The sequence below is a fragment of the Vibrio sp. Evd11 genome (genome assembly GCF_900382755.1).
GTDB classification, from domain to species: Bacteria; Pseudomonadota; Gammaproteobacteria; order Enterobacterales; family Vibrionaceae; genus Vibrio; species Vibrio lentus.
Genome location: NZ_OSDX01000079.1, coordinates 1 through 19,944 on the forward strand (window position 1 = coordinate 1; position 19,944 = coordinate 19,944).

Annotated in this window: 16 protein-coding genes; 11 read left to right on the forward strand and 5 right to left on the reverse strand. The window is 44.2% G+C overall.

The window, feature by feature from the left end:
• Positions 1 to 284: 284 nt before the first annotated feature.
• Positions 285 to 737: a septal ring lytic transglycosylase RlpA family protein gene (locus ED652_RS21285; RefSeq protein WP_122056086.1), complete on the reverse strand. Its 453-nt coding sequence runs from the start codon at positions 735 to 737 to the stop codon at positions 285 to 287.
• A gap of 420 nt (positions 738 to 1,157) precedes the next feature.
• Here ED652_RS21285 and ED652_RS21290 point away from each other — a divergent pair, with 420 nt between their 5' ends.
• From ED652_RS21290 to ED652_RS21305, 4 genes are all read left to right on the forward strand, one after another.
• On the forward strand, positions 1,158 to 2,729 hold the full coding sequence (locus ED652_RS21290) for an amidase (RefSeq protein WP_104210492.1): 1,572 nt from the start codon (positions 1,158 to 1,160) through the stop codon (positions 2,727 to 2,729).
• Between the two features lie 92 nt (positions 2,730 to 2,821).
• Entirely contained in the window at positions 2,822 to 3,820 is a 999-nt protein-coding gene (locus tag ED652_RS21295) for a DUF2860 family protein (RefSeq protein WP_122056087.1), read from the forward strand.
• A gap of 105 nt (positions 3,821 to 3,925) precedes the next feature.
• Positions 3,926 to 4,945 (forward strand): AraC family transcriptional regulator, encoded by a 1,020-nt coding sequence (locus ED652_RS21300; RefSeq protein ID WP_076671283.1) that lies wholly within the window; start codon positions 3,926 to 3,928, stop codon positions 4,943 to 4,945.
• A gap of 314 nt (positions 4,946 to 5,259) precedes the next feature.
• A complete protein-coding gene (locus tag ED652_RS21305; RefSeq protein WP_122056088.1) occupies positions 5,260 to 6,474 on the forward strand; it encodes a 4Fe-4S binding protein in 1,215 nt (404 codons plus the stop codon).
• Between the two features lie 126 nt (positions 6,475 to 6,600).
• On the opposite strand, the gene ED652_RS21310 is transcribed toward ED652_RS21305, so the two are convergent.
• Positions 6,601 to 7,092: a VOC family protein gene (locus ED652_RS21310; RefSeq protein WP_010439712.1), complete on the reverse strand. Its 492-nt coding sequence runs from the start codon at positions 7,090 to 7,092 to the stop codon at positions 6,601 to 6,603.
• A gap of 483 nt (positions 7,093 to 7,575) precedes the next feature.
• On the opposite strand from ED652_RS21310, the gene ahpC reads away from it, so the two are divergent.
• Together ahpC and ahpF are read left to right on the forward strand one after the other, a co-directional pair.
• Positions 7,576 to 8,133 (forward strand): alkyl hydroperoxide reductase subunit C, encoded by a 558-nt coding sequence (gene ahpC / locus ED652_RS21315; protein ID WP_122056089.1) that lies wholly within the window; start codon positions 7,576 to 7,578, stop codon positions 8,131 to 8,133.
• A gap of 215 nt (positions 8,134 to 8,348) precedes the next feature.
• A complete protein-coding gene (gene ahpF, locus ED652_RS21320; protein ID WP_122056090.1) occupies positions 8,349 to 9,941 on the forward strand; it encodes an alkyl hydroperoxide reductase subunit F in 1,593 nt (530 codons plus the stop codon).
• A 145-nt stretch (positions 9,942 to 10,086) separates the two neighbouring features.
• Here the strand turns inward: ahpF and ED652_RS21325 are convergent, their stop codons facing one another.
• Positions 10,087 to 10,686 (reverse strand): LysE family translocator, encoded by a 600-nt coding sequence (locus tag ED652_RS21325; protein ID WP_016798109.1) that lies wholly within the window; start codon positions 10,684 to 10,686, stop codon positions 10,087 to 10,089.
• A gap of 122 nt (positions 10,687 to 10,808) precedes the next feature.
• On the opposite strand from ED652_RS21325, the gene ED652_RS21330 reads away from it, so the two are divergent.
• A complete protein-coding gene (locus ED652_RS21330) occupies positions 10,809 to 11,294 on the forward strand; it encodes an Lrp/AsnC family transcriptional regulator (RefSeq protein WP_102352559.1) in 486 nt (161 codons plus the stop codon).
• 127 nt (positions 11,295 to 11,421) lie between these two features.
• Here the strand turns inward: ED652_RS21330 and ED652_RS21335 are convergent, their stop codons facing one another.
• Positions 11,422 to 12,792, reverse strand: a complete 1,371-nt coding sequence (locus ED652_RS21335; RefSeq protein ID WP_102352558.1) for an L-serine ammonia-lyase — start codon at positions 12,790 to 12,792, stop codon at positions 11,422 to 11,424.
• A 43-nt stretch (positions 12,793 to 12,835) separates the two neighbouring features.
• Positions 12,836 to 14,377, reverse strand: a complete 1,542-nt coding sequence (locus ED652_RS21340; RefSeq protein ID WP_122056091.1) for a sodium/solute symporter — start codon at positions 14,375 to 14,377, stop codon at positions 12,836 to 12,838.
• 347 nt (positions 14,378 to 14,724) lie between these two features.
• Between ED652_RS21340 and ED652_RS21345 the strand changes: the two genes are divergently transcribed.
• The 4 genes from ED652_RS21345 to ED652_RS21360 all read left to right on the forward strand — a co-directional run bounded on the left by ED652_RS21345 (position 14,725) and on the right by ED652_RS21360 (position 19,819).
• A complete protein-coding gene (locus ED652_RS21345; RefSeq protein ID WP_017105501.1) occupies positions 14,725 to 16,020 on the forward strand; it encodes an MFS transporter in 1,296 nt (431 codons plus the stop codon).
• Between the two features lie 126 nt (positions 16,021 to 16,146).
• On the forward strand, positions 16,147 to 17,163 hold the full coding sequence (locus ED652_RS21350) for a nuclear transport factor 2 family protein (protein ID WP_016788980.1): 1,017 nt from the start codon (positions 16,147 to 16,149) through the stop codon (positions 17,161 to 17,163).
• A 280-nt stretch (positions 17,164 to 17,443) separates the two neighbouring features.
• Positions 17,444 to 18,520 carry a porin gene (locus ED652_RS21355; protein ID WP_122056092.1) on the forward strand — a complete coding sequence of 359 codons (1,077 nt, stop codon included), beginning with the start codon at positions 17,444 to 17,446 and terminating at the stop codon, positions 18,518 to 18,520.
• Positions 18,521 to 18,793: 273 nt separating this feature from the next.
• A complete protein-coding gene (locus ED652_RS21360) occupies positions 18,794 to 19,819 on the forward strand; it encodes a LacI family DNA-binding transcriptional regulator (protein WP_017105499.1) in 1,026 nt (341 codons plus the stop codon).
• Positions 19,820 to 19,944 lie beyond the last annotated feature (125 nt).

The window sequence follows — 19,944 nt, forward strand, 5'->3', positions numbered from 1 at the left end:
AAAAATGTGTACTAGAGATTGGATAGAGCTGATCAGTTAATTTTCCGGATTGGTATAACTTGATGGATAAACATAGAGTTTCTCGGTAATTCTGATGCGGGGATTCTATCACTATCTGAGGCTGGAGAGGGGTAGAGATTGAGTTATCACAGAGGCACTCGGTGCCTTTCCGTCGTTCTATTTAAAATACGCTCTTGTCGCACCTAAGTTGGTGCCCTAAAACGAAGGGTTGGTGCCTCTACCAACCCTTGGAGTATCACAAAACAATTCAGACTTAGAGGTGATTAATGTTTATACCTAAAGGTATTACTGTCATCAACAATCTCGATTTTGACAGGCACAGTGCCTTGATTAACGTTGCCGATTTTTGCAAATGCCTTGTGAGAAAGGTCGATCACTCGGCCTTTTACGTAAGGGCCTCGATCGTTAATTTTAACTTCGACAGACTTATTATTGGCAGTGTTAGTCACTCTCACTATAGTGCCAAAGGCTAAAGTTTTATGCGCTGCCGTATAAGCATTCATGTTGTATGTCTCACCACTTGCTGTGAGTTTTCCATGGAATTTATCGCCATACCAAGAAGCTTTACCCACAAGAGCATGTGACTTGGCATAGTCCTTTGTTTTAGAACTGCCGACAGCCGACGTTGAGGTGCATCCGGCTAATATCATAAGAATAAGAGCGGTAAAGATGATATGTAGTTTTTTCATGTGATTTGGGAACGCTAATCTCTGCATGTTTCTCTATTTTCGTTGTTGTTGGTTAGCAATATTGTGCTGAGTATAGTCACAGCTCAATCAAGGCTACCATTCGATATGAGCCCGCAATATTTCCATAAACAACGCTTTCTTCCGTCATGCCTATGAAAGGTTTTATCCTTAAAACGTCAACTTTAACAACGTCTTAAAGTTGCTTGTTTTTCAACCATTCCACGCCATTCACCCGCAACGACTTTGTTTAAATAGCGATAACGCCTGCCTATACATAACCCGACAAACGAGTTGGCGTGAATGGTATGAATGTTGGCGGTATTTGCACTGCAAGCAAACACTCCGATCTTTATTCTAGTCCCATAAATCAGCACACGGAGTGAAGATAGATCTAGCAAGCTAGATTTCGAAACAAGGATAGTGACTTTCTAACTTGGGATAGAAACTATGACTATCAATGAATTAAAGCGCAGAGATTTTTTCAAAGTTATGGGAAAAGGCGCAGTTTCAGCTGCGGCTATATCTCTACCTGCTTTAGCGAATGCATCTCCTACTTCGCCAAAAACATTACCAGCAGATTACCGAACCGTTGACTCGCCACTGGATGCGACAGAGATGGCTAGCCTAATCAGAAGCAAAAAAGCCACGCCAAAAGAGTTCGTACAAGAAGCGATATATAAAATTCGCCAGACAAACGATCAGGTCAATGCCGTGGTTTCTGAGTGCTTTGACTTAGCACTGGAACGCGCGGACTCGTTTAACCCTCATTCCCCCTTTGCAGGTGTCCCCTTTTTAGCAAAAGACTGTGTCGATGTGGCTGGGCTTGAATGCACGATGGGGTCGAAACTAAACCAAGGCAGAAAGCCCAACAAGACCTCTTGGTTTATTCGTGCGACACAGAATGCAGGGCTCAACACGATAGGCATGACAAATATCCCTGAGATGATGACGTTGGGATGCACACAGAATCCACTTTATGGTGCGACGCGCAACCCATGGGATTTAAGCCGAGGTGTTCATTCTTCGACTGGCGGAGGTGCAGCTGCAATCGCTGCTGGCTATGTACCCTTAGTTCATTCTACAGATGGTGGTGGTTCATCTCGGATGCCAGCTTCAGCGACGGGAATCTTTGGTTTTAAACCAAGTCGAGAGTCTTTGATTTCGGGCCTAACTGACGGCTCAACAAATGAAGATTTTACCCATCAGTCGTTTATGTCGAGAACCGTTCGTGATGCTGCTTTAGCGGTTTCAGTCACAGAGCATCACACAAAAAACAACTTTGAGACGCCTTTTCCACGAACTCCGATAGGAATGGTTAATGCTTCTCTCAACCGAAAAATAACGATTGGTGTCACCCTAAAAGATATCCACGGCAGACTTCCCGATGAAGATACGATCGCTGCTATTCGAGCTACGGCCTCGTTACTCGAAAACCTTGGACATATCGTTATAGAAGTTGACCAGCCGATACAAGATGGCGACGTGTTCATGCGCAATTACATGGGGGTATTTGGCAACAAGATGGCAGGCTTTGTTGAACAGTTCGACCGCCTAGGCATGCCACTTGAATCAATGCCAGACAAGGTGAGTGACAACGTCGTTTATTTGGCTCGCACGATGCAAGCACGCTTAAAAGCCGAACCTAATATGTATATCGACTCCAAAGCGCGATGCCACAATTTCGCACTGACTCACAACCGAGATTTCTTTAAAACCATCGATATATGGCTGACTCCGTGTTCGAACCATATTCCTTTGGATATTGAATATTTCGACCAGAAAGCGCACTCCGGTAAAGAAATATGGAAGCGCTCTGAGAAATTAATGTCTTACACGCCAATCGAAAACGTGGCTGGTAACCCTGCGATGTCAGTGCCCTTGTATTGGAACAAGCAGAACCTTCCAGTCGGCAGTCACTTTTCCGCAGCAAGAGGCAACGACCGCCTCTTATTTGAATTGGCCTATCAACTAGAAAGCGCCAAGCCTTGGGCAAATAAAAAAGCCCCAATAGCACTTTAAGAAGCAATTCACTTTCAAGAGCTATTTATTTTCAAGAGCTATTCGATTTCGAAATCAGTTCGATAAAAAACTATTCAAGTACGAGTCTATTGATGAAACATATTATCTCCCTATTTTTGGCAACTATGCTGCTTGCTTCTCACTCATACGCAGCTTTGGCACCAAGCGAAGGTTTCAGTGGCAACATGACCTTCCTAACCGGCTTCACCGCAAACTCAAGCAACTTAGATGTTGGCCAAAGTAATCATCAATCTCAAACCGATTTAATGTCGTCTGGTGCGACTGAAGCCAATGGAATGGTCGCTATTTTAGGTTCGATGCAGTACACCTTTGGCGCTTTGAATCACAAGCAAATTTTCTTAGGCACCTCTAGAGACGACATCATTACAGGTACGTTGGCATTTGAAGTGGGCTATAGACAGCAACTGGAGAGCGGGATGGTTATCGACTTTTCCATCTTACCAACGCTGATCTCTGGCGAGGTGTGGGATGACCCTTATGCCGTTGATTCGAAGAGAGAAGAAACCGACCTAACCGGCAACGTGGTTCGAATGCAGCTGTCTAAAATGATGGGGACTAACTTTAATATCGATATGGCTTTTGGCGAGTCCGATGTGAAAAAAGAAAACACAGGATTAAAAGGACTTAATTTAACTGACGAAGAGCGAGCATTAATGACGCGAGAGCGAGAGTATTTTTATTTAAAGTCGGGTTACCAGTACTTCTTAAAAGATGGGTCTGGCATTCTCACGCCTTCAATCAATGTTTTCTCGTCGAACTCTGAGGGTAATGCGTTATCGTTCCTAAGTGTTGGAGCTGAGGTGAACTTAGCGAAAAGATTCGGAAATCATGGCCTTGCTTTCACGATCAACGCAGCAAAACGCGACTATGATAAAGAGAACCCTATCTTCAATAAAACGCGTGAAGACAAAGATTTCGGTGCATTTATCGCCTATGAATATGCCAATATCTTTGATGCAAAAAACTGGTCTCTAGTATCACTATTAGGTGCAAAAACAACCACGTCGAATATTGAATATTACCAATCGTCACAATATGTGGTTTCAGTAGGTGTTGATTACAAGTTCTAAGGTCTAACTGAGCTTTTCACTGCTTGTAACCAGTAAAAAAATCCTATAATTTGGGGCACATTAACGAGAAGAACACTCTTCAACAACCAGCAATAACAGGAAGTTATGGTGGAAAGTTTTAGTACTCAGTTGCCCATATTTTGGTTTAAAACTTTAGATTCAGCGATCCAAGCTAGAATTGGAGACAGCAGTGACATCTGGTCAGGGGCAGAGGTATATGAACAACTTTGCTCCGCCGAAACGATTTCGGCTCATCAGCTTCAAACTGGTATCACCAATATCTACCAACGTTTTGATCATGAACTGATCGACTTGTTTGATGAATCAGCCCGCTACTTCGATGAACTTGAAATGGGCGCTCCGGTCATGGCCATGCTAACCGCCCCCAATCTCTCCAGCTTTTGTGAACTACTGAGTCGATATTCAATTCATATACACCCACTGTTGAAGATATTCAGTCGTGAAACCGATAAAGGTGAACTGGAACTTTGGACAGTGACACCCGAATACATTGATGAGTCAACGCTCATGACACACATTAGCTTAGGGCTCTATTTCAGCATTATTCTCAAGCTCATTCGAAAATACCTCAATGCGCCCAAGCAAAAAGTAGCCATTCATATTAACAAGAACACCATCGGCGATGAGTTCTTGGCTATCTTCGAGCGCGTATTCAATATAGAAATGAAAGAAGGCTACCCTGCCCGATATCTCCTTTTCTCTAACGATCTGGCACAGAAGAAGCCTCGCCAATTCCAGCCTGATTTTCATGCAGAGTTAGTACGAATTGCCGACCAACAGATGGAAAAGGCGTTAAAAACTAACTTAATCTACAAAGTGAACGAAACGTTTAAAGTGCTTGCAGTGAAAGACACAAACCTAGATAGCGTAGCAAGCAACCTGCACATAAGCCCTCGAACCTTGAACCGTAAACTTAAACAAGAAAGTGTAAGTTTCCGTCGCTTGTTTGATAAATATCGACTTGAACTAAGCCTGACCCTACTTAACCAAAACGACGGTAATATTACTTATGTCGCTCACGAACTTGGCTTCTCAGATTCGAGCGCATTCAGCCGAGCATTCAAAAATTGGACTGGGCACTCTCCTACCGAACTAAAATCGTAAGGTTATTTTCAGGCGAATTTGATGAAGCGAAACGAGCCGTCAGCTCATTGCATCTCTCACCAAGAGGAAGCCTCAAGGTTCGAGTGTTTTTGGATTTTCTTACTGAGCATTTCAAAAATGCGGTTTAGCGATTAATCATCTCTGTTCACTTTATTAATAACCCCAGCTAACGTTGTTAAAAATCACCCTTAATGGTTAGGCGAAATATTGATGAAAATTAACTCATATCAAAGATAGATAAGTTAGCTCATTAATCGTCAGACATACTCTTCCACGCGATTTATAGTACCACTCTGTAATGAAACGGTGGCTATATGACTTTTATTGAATCCTTTACCTTAATGCTTGCATTGATTTATAGCATTTGTGTTCTCTACACTAGCGGTAAAAAGCTCGGTAGCATAATAACTTCCTGCATTATCATTATTGCTGTATTAAGCGCAGCCTACTGGCCTCTACTCATTGCTCTGTCATTAGCGATGGTTGTTATCTCTTCCGTTTTTTACTTTAAACCGACCATCATTACGGCTTCATCTAAGACAAATGTTTTGCGTCAAGTCAGCCAACACGCGATGGCACTTTCATTATTTTTAGTGGCGATCCAGTACACCCTTCACACATGGCTACTTGTTCATCAAATATCTCCGAGCTTCATGCGACCGGATGTTACGGATGCTTTCTTACCTATTGCTGCAGCTATTCAACTTAAGGCTATCTTCTCTATTGGATTTTGGGATCAAACTCACCCGGCAGGTGCAGTCATGCTCGTGACTGTGGTAGTGACTGGTATTGCTTGTAAGCGTGCATTTTGTGGTTGGATTTGTCCGTTAGGTCTCGCAGGGGAGTATCTGTATAAATTACGCTTAAAGTTCGTGAAGAAAGCGTATTTACCACCGGCTTGGATCGACTGGCCATTACGCATGATGAAGTACTTATTGTTAGCTTTCTTTACCTTTATTTCAGTCGGAATGCCTGTCGCGAGCCTGACTTATTATCTCAATGGCAATTATCATAAAATCGCTGATGTAAAAACCGCTTGGGTATTCGTTGAACCAGGAATGATTACTCTTGGTGTTTTAGCCATCATTCTATTGATGTCAGCATGGCGACAACGTGCTTTTTGTCGTTACTTTTGTCCTTATGGCGCACTACTCGGGATAACAAGCCTATTCAGCCCATTTAAAATTCGTCGAGACACTAAACACTGTTTAAATGAAAAAGATAATTTGAATTGCAGCAAATGCACTCGTGCATGTCCTTCTAATATTATTATTCATACCGCTAAACAGATTCGAACAGATGAGTGCCAAGCTTGTTTACGCTGTGTTGCTGCTTGTCCGAATAAGCAGGCACTTGGACTAAAGACACGCAATGGTTGGCAGTTGTCATCTAAGTATCTTCTCGTTTTAGTGCTGTTGATTATGTTCGGCATCCCTCTAATGTCTTTTGCACTAGGTTATTGGCACAGTCAAACAACCAATGAGATACGTATACAGCTAATACAAGTTATGGATTATCTCAGCTATTGAGCTTGGTTCTAAGAATGCGTCCACCTCCAGTCATACATAACCCAAAACAAAAAGAGGATTGGTATCTCTACCAATCCTCTTTAGGGGGTGTTTCGGTTTCTACCTTATGACAGGCAGGTAACGCGATTACTCGTAATCAGTCGCGTACGTATCTTCGTATGTGTGCGAGTAGAATTCGAATAGGTTGCCAAACGGGTCTTCTAGGTAAACCATTTGCGCTTGTTTTAGTTCGTCTTCTGGGTGGTAACGCATGATGTCCATACGAACCTTACCGCCAAACTCTTCAACGCGCTTAATCGCTGAATGAAACTGCTCTTTTGGAAGCTGTAGACAGAAGTGGAAGATGCCTAGGCGAGAGAAGTCTACTTCGTGACGCTCTTGACGATCTTTCATTTCGAACAACTCAACACCGATACCATCAGAAGTTACTAGGTGTGCAATGTTGAAGCCTTTGAAGCCTTCGCCAAATACTGCGATACACATACGGCCGATTGCTGATTCGCGCTCTTCCATAACCTTAGTGTTGTTCATTACGATTCTTAGACCCAGAGCCTTAGTGTAAAACTCGACTGCTTTGTCCATGTCGCCAACCATGATGCCTACGTGATTCATTTTCATAACTTGCTCCAAATTCGTTTTTAATTCTGTGCTTTCCGAAGATTAGCTTCGGTGTTTCGTTTCGATGGAGAGAGTATATGGAGATGCGAGGATTAACTGAAATTATCATAAATTATATTAATGATAATTTTTTGTTATTTAAAGATTTAACATCAAATCCTAGCTCGCTTAAAGAAGCCATGCCTCCCCTTGCCTACTTGCCTACATGGATACATAGATACGTAGATACATAGAGGCTTACGTGAATAGAGATAAGCCGAAATAGAGAACAGCCTAAAGAGCATAGCTACCCAAATAGAACGTAGCCCTAGTTTGATAACTTCTATCGATAGCTTTTGTCGATAGCTCTCTTCTTACGAAGATAGGATTTGCCTATTGAATCTATAGAAATGTCCGATTTCACTAATTTTCGGTGCGAATGCAATATAGCTCCATCGACGCGGGATAGCGTTAAACACTACAAATTAGAAAGAGAGTCGAATCATGATCAACACAGAAATCAAACCATTCAACGCAACAGCATTCAAAAACGGCGAATTCGTAGAAATCACTGAGCAAGACGTTAAAGGCAAGTGGGCTGTATTCTTCTTCTACCCAGCAGACTTCACATTTGTATGTCCAACTGAGCTAGTTAACCTACAAGACAAATACGCAGAGCTTCAATCTCGTGGCGTAGAAGTTTACTCAGTATCAACTGACACGCACTTCTCTCACAAAGCATGGCACGACACGTCTGACAAAATCGGCACTATCGAATACTTCATGGTCGGCGACCAAACAGGCAACATCACCAACAACTTCAACGTTATGCGTGAAGGTCAGGGCCTTGCAGACCGTGCAACGTTCCTAATCGACCCTGAAGGTGTTATCCAAGCAATGGAAATCACAGCTGAAGGCATCGGCCGTGACGCAGAAGACCTACTACGCAAGGTTAAAGCAGCACAATACGTAGCCGCTCACCCAGGTGAAGTTTGCCCTGCGAAATGGAAAGAAGGCGAAGAGACTCTAGCGCCATCTCTAGACCTAGTAGGCAAGATTTAATCTAAGCCCAGCTAAACGAAAGAACAAATAAAGCAGAACAGTTAAACGGTTCTACAGGCGCGCTTCGGCCTCCCTCCTAAAGGGCAGTTGCGCGCCACCCTTTCAAGCCATCAACAACACAATATTTGCCGACTTGCGCCCCCTTTTTATTTTCCTTTTTCAGCAAGAAGGTATTGGTCAATACCAAGACACAGAATTTAAGAGCAGGCACGATTATGTTAGATCAAGCAATGAAGCAGCAGCTAAAAGCATACCTAGAAAACCTAAAAACCAATGTTCAGTTAGTGCTGAGCCTTGATAGCAGCGATACCGCGAACAAACTTCAAGATCTGGCGAATGATATCGCCTCTCTCACCGACAAAATTGAAGTAATTCGAGATGATAACGCAAGTACTCGCCGCCCTATCATGCAGGTCGTGAACCAAGAGAAAGGCACTGCGATCGGTTTCGCGGGTTTACCTATGGGTCACGAATTCACATCATTGGTACTGGCACTGCTTCATAGTGGTGGTCACCCTATCAAGCTTGAAGCTGACGTAATCGAACAAATTAAAGAGCTTAATCAAGAGCTTAATGTAGAGATTTTCATCTCACTATCGTGCCAAAACTGTCCAGAAGTGGTTCAGGCATTCAACATGATGTCGGCGATTAACCCTCTAGTTAAGACAACCATGATTGATGGCGCAGCATTCCAAGACGAAGTGAAGTCTCGCGACATCATGGCAGTACCAAGCGTGTTCGTTAATGGTGAGCTATTTGGTCAAGGCCGTATGTCACTGGCAGAGATCTTGAACAAGGTTGATTCAGGCGCAGCGGAAAAGAAAGCAGCCAACCTAAACCAACAAGCACCCTTTGATGTATTGGTTGTCGGTGGCGGCCCTGCAGGTTCTTCAGCGGCAATTTATGCTGCACGTAAAGGCATTCGTACCGGTGTGGTTGCTGACCGATTCGGAGGTCAAGTGATGGATACGATGGCGATTGAGAACTTTATCTCAGTGAAAGCGACAACAGGTCCTAAGCTAGTGGCTAGCTTAGAAGAGCACGTAAAAGAGTACGGTGTTGAGATAATGACTGAGCAGCGCGCTGCGAACATCATTGCGGCAGAAGACACAGAAGATGGCTACATCCACGTCGAGCTAGAAAGCGGCGCAACATTACGAGCTCGTACCGTCATCACCAGTACCGGTGCTCGCTGGCGTGAAATGAATGTTCCGGGTGAGCAAGAGTACCGCAATAAAGGCGTCGCTTACTGCCCACACTGTGACGGTCCCCTGTTCAAAGGTAAGAAAACAGCGGTTATCGGTGGTGGTAACTCAGGTATCGAAGCGGCGATTGATTTAGCGGGCATTGTTGAACACGTAACCGTACTTGAATTTGCAGACACACTACGTGCAGACCAAGTGCTTATCGACAAAGCGAACGCAACACCAAACATCGAAATCATCAAGATGGCTCAAACCACACAAGTGATTGGTGATGGCAACCGTGTAACCGGTCTGGAATACAAAGACCGCAACACCGACGAACTAAAACAGATCGAACTTGCGGGTATCTTTGTTCAAATCGGCCTGATGCCAAACAGCGAATGGTTGAAAGGTTCAAAAGTTGAGCTGTCACCACGCGGTGAAATTGAAATTAACGCTCATGGCGCTACATCAATGAAAGGTGTGTTTGCGGCGGGTGATGTAACGACCGTACCTTACAAACAGATCATCATTGCGATGGGTGAAGGTGCGAAAGCAAGCTTAGGTGCATTTGACCACCTAATCCGTAATTCAGCTCCAGTTAAAGAGGCTGAAACCGCTTAATCTTTAAACTTAAAAGCTTCTAGGCATAAAAGCTTTTAACTCAAGTTCCTTAAATATTTGTTAACTTAATTCTTTACTGTTAACGACTTAGTCGACAATTAGACACCACTCCTATGGATTTAGGAGTGGTTTTTTTCTTTGTGATTTATGCCGGTTGATAAAGCATAAAGGCAACCACCATCGCTAAGCTTCCACCCAAGCAACGGTTCACAAACATCATCTGTTTTGGCGATTGCAGCAACTTTTTAAGCATGGTGCCGCAATACGCCCACACCAACATGCACGGTACACCCGTGATCACCATACCCGCGATAATGGTCACCACTTGAATCAAGTAATCTGCATTCGGGGTGATGAACTGCGAAAACACAGTTAATGAAGCAATCCAACCTTTAGGGTTCAACACCTGCACCAACACGCCTGACATAAAGCCCGAGCGATTGTCGGTGGTGCTTTCTTCGATTTGCATATTCGCAATCGACCATGCCATGAACAGCAAATAAGCCGCACCCGCGTATTTCAAAATGTTGTATAGCTCTGGGTAAAGGGTAAATAGGCTCACCAAACCGACACTGGAACCCGCCAGTACGATGATGATGCCAACAGCGTTTCCAGAGATAAAAGGTAAAGTCGCAGCAAATCCATAACGACTTGAAATCCCAAGTAATGCGATATTGCCTGCCCCAGGGGTAATTGCAATTGATGTTGAAAATAGCAAGAACGCCAGCATTAATTGAGAGCTCATTTCCTCTCACTCCTAATAAGTAAAGTATTTATACGGAGAGAGTTTACAGATTCGACTAGGAATTAAATTGCTATATAGGCTAATATTAATCCAAATTTGAGCAAGACTTTTCTAAAATAACCATGAAACAGAAAGAATCCACCAAAGAAGTGTTAGATGACACAGATATCGCCATCTTAGAACATATCCAACAAGACGGACGTATGAGCAACAGTAAGCTCGCAGAGAAAGTGAACCTCAGCGAAACCCCATGCTGGCGCCGTTGGAAGCGCATGGAAGATACGGGTTACATCGATGGTTACGCCGCGAAGCTAAACCGCAAAAAGCTTGGTTTTCATGTGGCTGGTTTTACTCTTGTGACCTTGGGTAACCATGAAGTTGAAAACACGGAACCGTTTGAAGAGTTTGTCGAAGTAACCGATTGGATTCCTATGTGTCACTGTATTGCAGGTGGCGCCGACTATATGATTCAAGTGCTAGCGAAAGATTTAGAAGAATACTTTGAGCGTATTAGCTCGATCAGACGAGTAAAAGGCGTGAGTGCGATTCAGTCCAATATCTCGGTTAAAGAGTTGAAAAACAGCTATAAGCTCCCTCTTGGAGAATAATCTTGCTCCCAGTTGATAAGCAGTCGTCTTTCAACAAAAATTGATACTTAAAAGCCCAGCCACCTTAGAGTCTTAAAGTCTAACGATGCTGGGCTTTGATATTGAGCCTAATTAATCTGTTTGATGGCTACTCACATGGCGCTGCAAGGTGAATTAGGGCAAGGCCACCGAGTGAGGTTTCTCGGTATTTCTTGTTCATGTCTTTGCCCGTTTGATACATGGTCGCGATAACCTTATCCAATGAGATCAGGCTTTTGCTGTTACGTTTGAGTGCCATTCGTGAAGCATTAATCGCTTTCATCGAGCCCATCGCATTTCGTTCAATACAAGGCACTTGTACTAGGCCACCAATCGGGTCACATGTCATACCCAATGAATGTTCCATCGCAATTTCTGCCGCAATGCAAATCTGCTCATTACTGCCACCGCGTAAAGCGGTTAAACCCGCCGCCGCCATAGAAGACGAAACGCCCACTTCACCTTGGCAGCCCACTTCGGCACCAGAAATAGAAGCGTTGGTTTTGTACAAAATACCAATCGCGCCCGATACGGCTAAGAAGTCTTTTAACTGCTTAGTATCCAACTCTTTAATGAAGCGATGGTAATACATCAACACGGCTGGAATCACGCCCGCGGCACCATTAGTTGGTGATGTCACGACTTGGCCACCAGCCGCATTTTCTTCACTCACCGCAAAGGCGAACAAGTTAATCCAATCCATGATTTCCATTGGATCGTTTTCAACGGCTGCATTCGCTTCGAGCTTTTTCAGTAGATTAGGCGCACGGCGAGTGACGTTCAAGCCACCATCAAGAATGCCTTCAGTTTCAAAGCCGCGTTCCATACAACGAGTCATTACTCGCCAGATTTGATCGGCCTTTTCTGATATAGCATCCGCGCTTTGGAAAGCCGCTTCATTTTGTAGAATCATACCACCCAAACTCATGCCGTTTTGATCCGCCTGAGCGAGCATTTCATCCGCACTGCTGAATGGGAAGGTGACTTCGACTGATTGGGTTTTCGTGCCATTTTGCAGTTCATCCGCTGTCGCAATAAAGCCACCACCAATCGAGTAATAGGTTTCATCAACAATCACATTACCGCTTTGGTCAAACGCGGTAATCATCATGCCGTTTTCATGCAAAGGCAGATTGTCTTCATGAAATAGCATGTCGGTTTGGTAGTTAAAGCCAATGGTGTGACTGCCACTCAGCTGCATTTCACCACTGTTGATAGCAAGGCGCATCGCTTCATTAGCGCTGGTGATTTTAATGGTGTCTGGCTTATTGCCAAGTAAACCCAAGATGGTTGCTCTGTCAGTGTGATGCCCTATTCCGGTTAACGATAACGAACCATATAAATCAACTTGGATACGAACGACTTCTGCAATCCTATCGGCGATTAATTGTGTGAAATGGAAACCCGCAATCATTGGGCCGTTGGTGTGTGAGCTTGAAGGGCCAACACCAATTTTATAGATATCAAAAATGGACAGCATAGATTTACCCGTTAAAAATTAACCAGTTGAGAAAATTTACTCATTAAGAAAGAGCGGCATAAAGCCAATCAGGGATAACAGTACAAGCAGCAATCGTCACAACAGCAAATACCAACAAGCCGTAATGACTCGCCGTAGGCTTAGCGAACAAATGCTTCTGCTTGGCAATAAATTCGTTTTGTTGTTCGGTCACCTCTCCCCAGAAACGACTGACGACAACACCTAACACTAAGAAAACCACAGTGCCAATCAAGGCAAACCAAGGCCAAGATATGCCACTGTATTTAGCAATGAACACCACAGCTACGCTGCCAATACTGCCTGCAATCACCCCTTTCTCATTCGCTTGTTTGAAGAACAAACCCAGGATGAAAGAGCCAAGGCGAATACCGACAAAAATGGAGGTTAGACTAGCAATAGTTTTGAGCACAGATTCATTAGAAACCGCCATCAAAGCAGGCACTACAACTGACGCCGCGGCAACCAAACTCATCTTTCTTGCCACTGATTCATAATGTGCATCGGAGGCTTTCTTACGGAAAAATCGCTTATAGAAATCGAACGTTGCCACTGTCGCCATTGAGTTATAAGTGGAATCCAAGGTCGACATTGCCGCTGCCGAGAGTGCTGAAATCACCAAACCAACAACGATTGGGTTGGTATGGTTAAACACAAAATCGAGAATCACTTCGTTGCTGTTTTCAAAGCTTTGGTCTTGATAAAAGACACTCAGAAGAACGCCCATTACAGAGAAAAATAGGTAAATAAAGAACGCGCCGTAACCACAAAGCAACATCGATTTTTGTGCAGTTTTAACGTTCTTGGTCGCCAATGTTCTTTGAATAATTAGTTGGTTAGTGCCATATACGCTAAGGTGCAAGAAGCTCACTGCCACTACGCCTGCCCACAATGTGGTATCAACACCCAAGTCAAAATCGAGGTTGATGATATTCAGATGCTCAGGAGACAACACCTCCCCTGCATCAATCTTCATCAGCAATAAAGCAAAGATCGCAATGCTGCCTATGATCAGCACCGCCGACTGCAACATGTCTGTCCATATGACGGTTGAGATACCCCCCGCATAAGTATACAAAGCGGTAAATAAGCTGATGTAGATGATCGCTTCGGAGATGCTTACCGGCAGTACTTGCACCAAGATCAGTGCAACTGCATATAAAATCACCCCTGCCGAAATACACTGAACCACAATAAACACGATAGAATTAATCGTGCGAGCAACAACGCCAAAGCGGTGCTCTAGGTATTCATAAATCGAAGTCAGGCCGAGTTTGTAAAACACCGGGACAAAGAAAACCACAGCGAAAAAGATCACTATTGGGTAATTCAAATGTACGCTCATCGCTTCCATGCCGGAGCTATAAACCCAGCCCGGCATACCCACGAACGTCATCGCACTGATGTAGGTTGCAAGAATCGACACACCTGCCGTAAACCAACCAAATTGCTTTCCGCCCGTTGAGAAGTCGCCACCAACGCTATAACGCTTATTCACTAAGTAACTGATAAATAGAGTAGTTAGTACATATAAATCAATAACCACAAAACTTGAGTACGTAACCATTTTTAGATTCCGTTTATTATATTTCGCAATTCATTCGCCGCCAATAGTACTCAAAAATAGCTATTTTCCCTCAAAAACCCACAATAAGTGTGAGTATTGTCACTAAGATAGGTGATTAAACACTCTAAATGCCCAAAAAGTCGCAAACAACGATCTAATGAGATCAAGATCACTAAAATACACAAAATGGGTACGCACTCATTTTAAAATTGACTTTGATCACGGATCTAATAACCACAAAAATTCTATTATCTCTCCCGAAATGAAGATGGTGTGGTGATATTCAATAACCGCCACACAATAATCGAAACTAAAAACACCCTATAAAAAATAAAGGTTTATCGGTCATGACTACTAAAAAACACATGAGCGAAGTTCCTATGATTCAAAGGGTAGCTGCTTATCTTGCAATTCTAGTTGGCTACTTTTTCTATTGTTATAACTTTGTAATTATTGACTACGTACGCCCATACATCGTTGATGCGTATGATGGTATTAACTTGGCGGATACCGCTCAGTTCTATACATGGCAATCGGTTGGTGCACTTATTGGTGCTCTGAGCTGTGCATGGGTGGCATCAAACTTTGGTAAGAAATCGACTCTTATTGTCATCACTGCACTGAACGGTGGCGCAACCATCATCAACATGATGTTTACTGACTACGCGATGTGGGCAGCAATGCGTTTCATCATCGGTATTTCTTTAGGTGGCTACTTCACCGTAGCAGTAAGCCTGATGATCGGCCTCTTCACACCAAGCGTTCGCGGTAAGTTAACGGCATTCGCTTCTTCGATGTTCTCGGTTGCCCTAATGGCAATGGGTGCATACGCGGCGTTCATTTCTAGCATCGATGCACCTTGGCAGAGCCTAATGTGGGTGGGTGGTATTCCTCCTCTAGTTGCTGCTGCACTGATGATCTTCATCCTGCCTAGCGACAAGAAAGTGATCGCTTACGGTGAAGAAGATCAAGCCGCGGCTGAAGCATCGAATAAACCAGCGAAGAAAGGTTCTTGGGGTGAAATGCTAAGCGCGCCTTACCGCAAGCTAACCATCACTTGTCTACTACTGGCTGGCCTTAACTTCTATGGCTACCAATTCTTCTCAGGCTTCGTGACAACGTACCTGAAAGAAGTTCGCCAATTTGACGGTTCAACTATCGGCATCATCTTTTCTATCTCAGCATTCGGTTCTCTATTCGGTGCTTGGGTGTGGGGTGCAATCGCCGACAAATATGGCCGTAAAGTGAACGCGTTTGGTTTCATTCTTGCGGGTGTTATGGCTTCAGTCTTCTTCGTTGCACCAAGCGACGTGATGATCGGCAGCCTAAACATGCTGGCTATCCTAGGTCTTATCTACAACTTCGGTCTGTCTGCTTCTGCAGTATGGGGTGGTTACTTCTCTGAGTTGTTCCCGGCTCACCTACGTAGCTTCGGTGCAGCTCTGTTCCACGGTGGTCGTATCATCGGCATGTGGGCACCAATGGTGTTGGTATTCATCCAAGAGCGCAGCGACCTTGCGACAGCAATGTGGGGCTCGCCAATCGTATGGATTCTGGCAGGTCTACTGTGGCTATCTCTACCAGAAACATTGAAAGGCGGCATTTTCGACAAGAGCAAGAAAGCGGAAACAGCAAAAGCTTAATCCCCTTTAGTCGAAATCTCTAAAGACACGAAATAAACATCAATCCGGCTGATAAGTCAGCCGGTAACAAAATCCAAATCGAGTCCTGTTCCGAATGTTGACTCGACAACAAAACGAGAATTAATTATGTCTAAATATCAAGAAGCTAAACGCATTGTTCGTGACTACTTTGACGCAATGGAAAACGCTACTCACGAAAACGTTGCTGAAGTTTTGAAAGCACACACGTCTGAAGATTACTTATGGCGCGGTGTTTACCCATTCCGCGAGCAAGAAGGCGCTCAAGCTGCGGCTGACGTATTCTGGGCTCCAATGATGAAATCAATGACACGCATGCAGCGTCGTCAAGATATCTTCATCGGTGGTAACAACGAAGTTAATCCAGATGAGATTTGGGTAATGAGCATGGGTCACTTCATGGGTCTGTTCGACGCTGAATACCTAGGCATGCGCCCTACTGGCAAAATCATGAACGTTCGCTACGCAGAGTTTAACTGTGTTGTTGACGGCAAGATCACAAAGACAGGCCTGTTCCTAGATCTTCTAGGCATGATGGACCAAGCGGGTTGCTACCCACTTCCACCATCAACAGGTAAGCACTTCGTTTACCCTGGCCCACGTAACCACGATGGTCTGCTATTCGAAGACGCGGCTCCAGAAGAAGGTGTTGCGACACTTGCTCTAGTAAACAAAATGGTTGATGACCTGTCAGCTCTTAACGACAGCGGCGCGATGGGTTGCCCACCAGAAGTACTAGCGAAGAGCTGGTCAAAAGACATGATTTGGTACGGCCCATGTGGTATCGGCGCGTCTTACACAATTCCTCGCTACCAACAACAGCACCAACTTCCTTTCCGTAACAACCTGAAAGATAAGAAGTTCAATGGTCACGTTTGTCGTTTCGCTGAAGGCAACTTCTCTTGTTTCTTCGGTTGGCCAAACCTATCAAACACACCAACAGGTGGCTTCCTAGGTATGACTGGTGGTGAAGTACGTGCAAACATGCAAGTGGTTGACGTTTACTACCGTGACGGTGACAAACTGTCTGAGAACTGGGTGCTTATCGACCTTCCTTACTGGCTACAACAGCAAGGTCTAGACGTGTTCGAACGCACTTCAACCATCATGAACCCAACGCTGTAATCGAAACGCTTTAATCCAAAAGATTGAAACGAAATAGTGGCAACCTAAATAGACATCTGATTTAGGTTGCCACGCTTACTGGGAAACCCTTCTCGCTCCTAGTAAGTGCTCCAACAACTAATCAATGTTCCACCAATCAATTGCTTCACCAGTCAATAATTGCTCCACCAATAATTGAATCAAATAGTGCCTCATGGATGGGGTACATCCTGCCAAACCAATACTAATAACGGGCTTGAAAGCACGGTGGCTTTCTACGGCCTGAATAAAGAGAACAACAATGAACAAGTCGATACTTTCTGCAGTGATCCTGACGGCACTTACATCAGGTTCAGCTTTTGCTGCACACACTTTTACCAATGACGCGGGCGATAGCCTTACTTTAGATGGCCGTTTCGATGTTCGTTACCAAGACAAAGGCGGCGACCATAACGGCGAATGGAACAGTGGTAGTTCTCGTTTCGGCCTTAAAGGTCAAATGGGCTTAGATAACGGTTGGACTGGCTTTGGCCATGCCGAATGGGGTTATAACTCGGGCGCTAACGGCGATAACATTTACGACCGACTTCTATACGCTGGCGTAGAGCACGAGAAATACGGCAAAATCGCAGCAGGTACTAAGCAGTGGTCTACCTTCTACGATGTGGCTTGGTTTACCGATATGGGTCGTGTTTTTGGTTCACGTGGTTCTGGTTACTACAACCTTTCTGACTGGGGTATTGCTTCTGGTACAGGCCGCGCGGAAAACTCTATCACTTACCGCAACAACATCAGTGATAACTGGAAATACGGCTTCACTTATCAGACAACTCGTGAAGATGTTGGCCTTGCGGATGGTTTAACCGCGACACTGAAAAACGGTATGGGCGCTTCAACGCTTTACACCATCACTGACGGCCTAACCATTGGTTTGGCTTACCATCAGAATGAATTTGACGATGTCGATGCTGGCGTTCAAAACATCAAAGATGGCGACACACAACGTATTGGTTTATTAGGTTTGAACTACACCAATAATGGTCTGTTTGTTGGCTTCACCTACAGCCAAGGTTCTAACTGGGAAACCACCAGCAAAGCAGAATTCTACGACCACCGTGGTGCTGAATTCTTCACCTACTACCACTTTGAAAATGGTCTACGTCCAACCTTTAACGTTAACTACTTAACGGACACAGACGACAACGCAAATGCCTACGAGCGTCAGCTAATTATCCCTGGCCTTGAGTACCACTTTAAGAAGAACAAGTTCTTAGTGTGGACGGAATACCAATTTGATAATGGCAACGACAAGTCGGTTGGTAACCATTACGAGAATAGCGATGACCAATTCGCAGCTGGTATTCGTTACTACTTCTAATGGCTTTTGGCTTAACAGTCTAATGACTTAGCAATATGTCACTCATTTTGTGGGTAAACTTGTAATCTAAAGCTCTGCTCTCACGCAGAGCTTTTTAGTCACTATCTCTGTAATCATACTTTTTTACCAACACAGAGAATGGGTTATACCCAACATCAAATTCAAAATAGTCATTATTCCTTATTTTTCATATCACTCCTTGTTATTGCTTTATGAGTACGTACCTAATTATGGTATCCTGTGCGCAGTTAATTTGGTTCAAAAGTATGGTCTATGAGCTCTCCAAAACACTCCACGGCGTCAAAGCCAACCGTCACCTCTAAAGATGTAGCTAAGCTGGCTGGCGTTTCTCAATCAACGGTATCTCGCGTATTTGTACCGGGCAGTTCGGTGTCTGAAAAGACCAAGCAGAAAGTGTTCGATGCAGCAAAATCGTTAAATTATCGTCCCAATGCCTTTGCCCGCAGTCTGACGACAAATGAATCCAAATTGATTGGCCTAGTTTTTCCTGACGCTGACTACCCTATACATATGAAAACCCTACAGCTTATCTCCACTGAGCTACAAAAACAGGGTTACTCTGCGGTATTAATTCCTTGGCAAGTTGATGGAAACGACAACCACTCTATTCCTAATATCTTCCAATACCGAGTTGATGGCGTGATTGCTGCTTCTGCGACATTCAACAAGTCGCTTTATGAAGAGTGTGAAGAGTTCGACATTCCTATCGTCCAGTTCGCACGTGTTGTTGAAGGAACTAAGAGTAGCCATGTGGTGAGCGACAACTACGCTGCAGGCCAAGTTGCTGCTCAACACTTTCATAGTGTGGGAACGAAATCAGCGGTTTACCTGACAGGTAACGTACCGACCTACACCAACGGCGAACGCGAGGCAGGCTTTTGCTCAGAATTCGAAGACCTAACGGGCAAACAAGCTCGTGTTATTGAAGCTGATTATGACTACCTTGATTCACTGGATACTATTCGTGCCCTATTTTCAGAACCCACACACCCTCAAGCGATTTTCTGTGCGACAGATAACCTAGCAATGGCAGTGATGGATGTGGCGCGCTTAGAGTTCAACCTGCGTATTCCAGAAGATCTGCAAGTGGTCGGTTTTGATGATATCCCTCAGACTCAGTGGTTGAACTATCAACTCACTACCTTCAAGCAAGATTTTAGACGCCTTGCACGTGAGTCTGTGAAAATTGTGGTTAGTCAAATTCAAGAGCAAGACACGAGCTTGGTTAAGTTGATGGTGCCAGTGAAGTTCATTGAACGAAACACCACGCTGAAATAGAACCAACGTTAAGACGCATTCCAATAAAAATCCCGCTCAGTGTGAGCGGGATTTTTTATGATATTTAACTAGGGCGTGTTGATCTTTGCTGTACATTTCGTGTTCAACAATACATCGGTAACCAC

Excerpts from the sequence above, each read along its gene's own strand:
- ED652_RS21285 (WP_122056086.1), bottom strand. The coding sequence starts at position 737 with ATGCAGAGATTAGCGTTCCCAAATCACATGAAAAAACTACATATCATC.
- ED652_RS21290 (WP_104210492.1), top strand. The coding sequence starts at position 1,158 with ATGACTATCAATGAATTAAAGCGCAGAGATTTTTTCAAAGTTATGGGA.
- ED652_RS21295 (WP_122056087.1), top strand. The coding sequence starts at position 2,822 with ATGAAACATATTATCTCCCTATTTTTGGCAACTATGCTGCTTGCTTCT.
- ED652_RS21300 (WP_076671283.1), top strand. The coding sequence starts at position 3,926 with ATGGTGGAAAGTTTTAGTACTCAGTTGCCCATATTTTGGTTTAAAACT.
- ED652_RS21305 (WP_122056088.1), top strand. The coding sequence starts at position 5,260 with ATGACTTTTATTGAATCCTTTACCTTAATGCTTGCATTGATTTATAGC.
- ED652_RS21310 (WP_010439712.1), bottom strand. The coding sequence starts at position 7,092 with ATGAAAATGAATCACGTAGGCATCATGGTTGGCGACATGGACAAAGCA.
- ahpC (WP_122056089.1), top strand. The coding sequence starts at position 7,576 with ATGATCAACACAGAAATCAAACCATTCAACGCAACAGCATTCAAAAAC.
- ahpF (WP_122056090.1), top strand. The coding sequence starts at position 8,349 with ATGTTAGATCAAGCAATGAAGCAGCAGCTAAAAGCATACCTAGAAAAC.
- ED652_RS21325 (WP_016798109.1), bottom strand. The coding sequence starts at position 10,686 with ATGAGCTCTCAATTAATGCTGGCGTTCTTGCTATTTTCAACATCAATT.
- ED652_RS21330 (WP_102352559.1), top strand. The coding sequence starts at position 10,809 with ATGAAACAGAAAGAATCCACCAAAGAAGTGTTAGATGACACAGATATC.
- ED652_RS21335 (WP_102352558.1), bottom strand. The coding sequence starts at position 12,792 with ATGCTGTCCATTTTTGATATCTATAAAATTGGTGTTGGCCCTTCAAGC.
- ED652_RS21340 (WP_122056091.1), bottom strand. The coding sequence starts at position 14,377 with ATGGTTACGTACTCAAGTTTTGTGGTTATTGATTTATATGTACTAACT.
- ED652_RS21345 (WP_017105501.1), top strand. The coding sequence starts at position 14,725 with ATGACTACTAAAAAACACATGAGCGAAGTTCCTATGATTCAAAGGGTA.
- ED652_RS21350 (WP_016788980.1), top strand. The coding sequence starts at position 16,147 with ATGTCTAAATATCAAGAAGCTAAACGCATTGTTCGTGACTACTTTGAC.
- ED652_RS21355 (WP_122056092.1), top strand. The coding sequence starts at position 17,444 with ATGAACAAGTCGATACTTTCTGCAGTGATCCTGACGGCACTTACATCA.
- ED652_RS21360 (WP_017105499.1), top strand. The coding sequence starts at position 18,794 with ATGAGCTCTCCAAAACACTCCACGGCGTCAAAGCCAACCGTCACCTCT.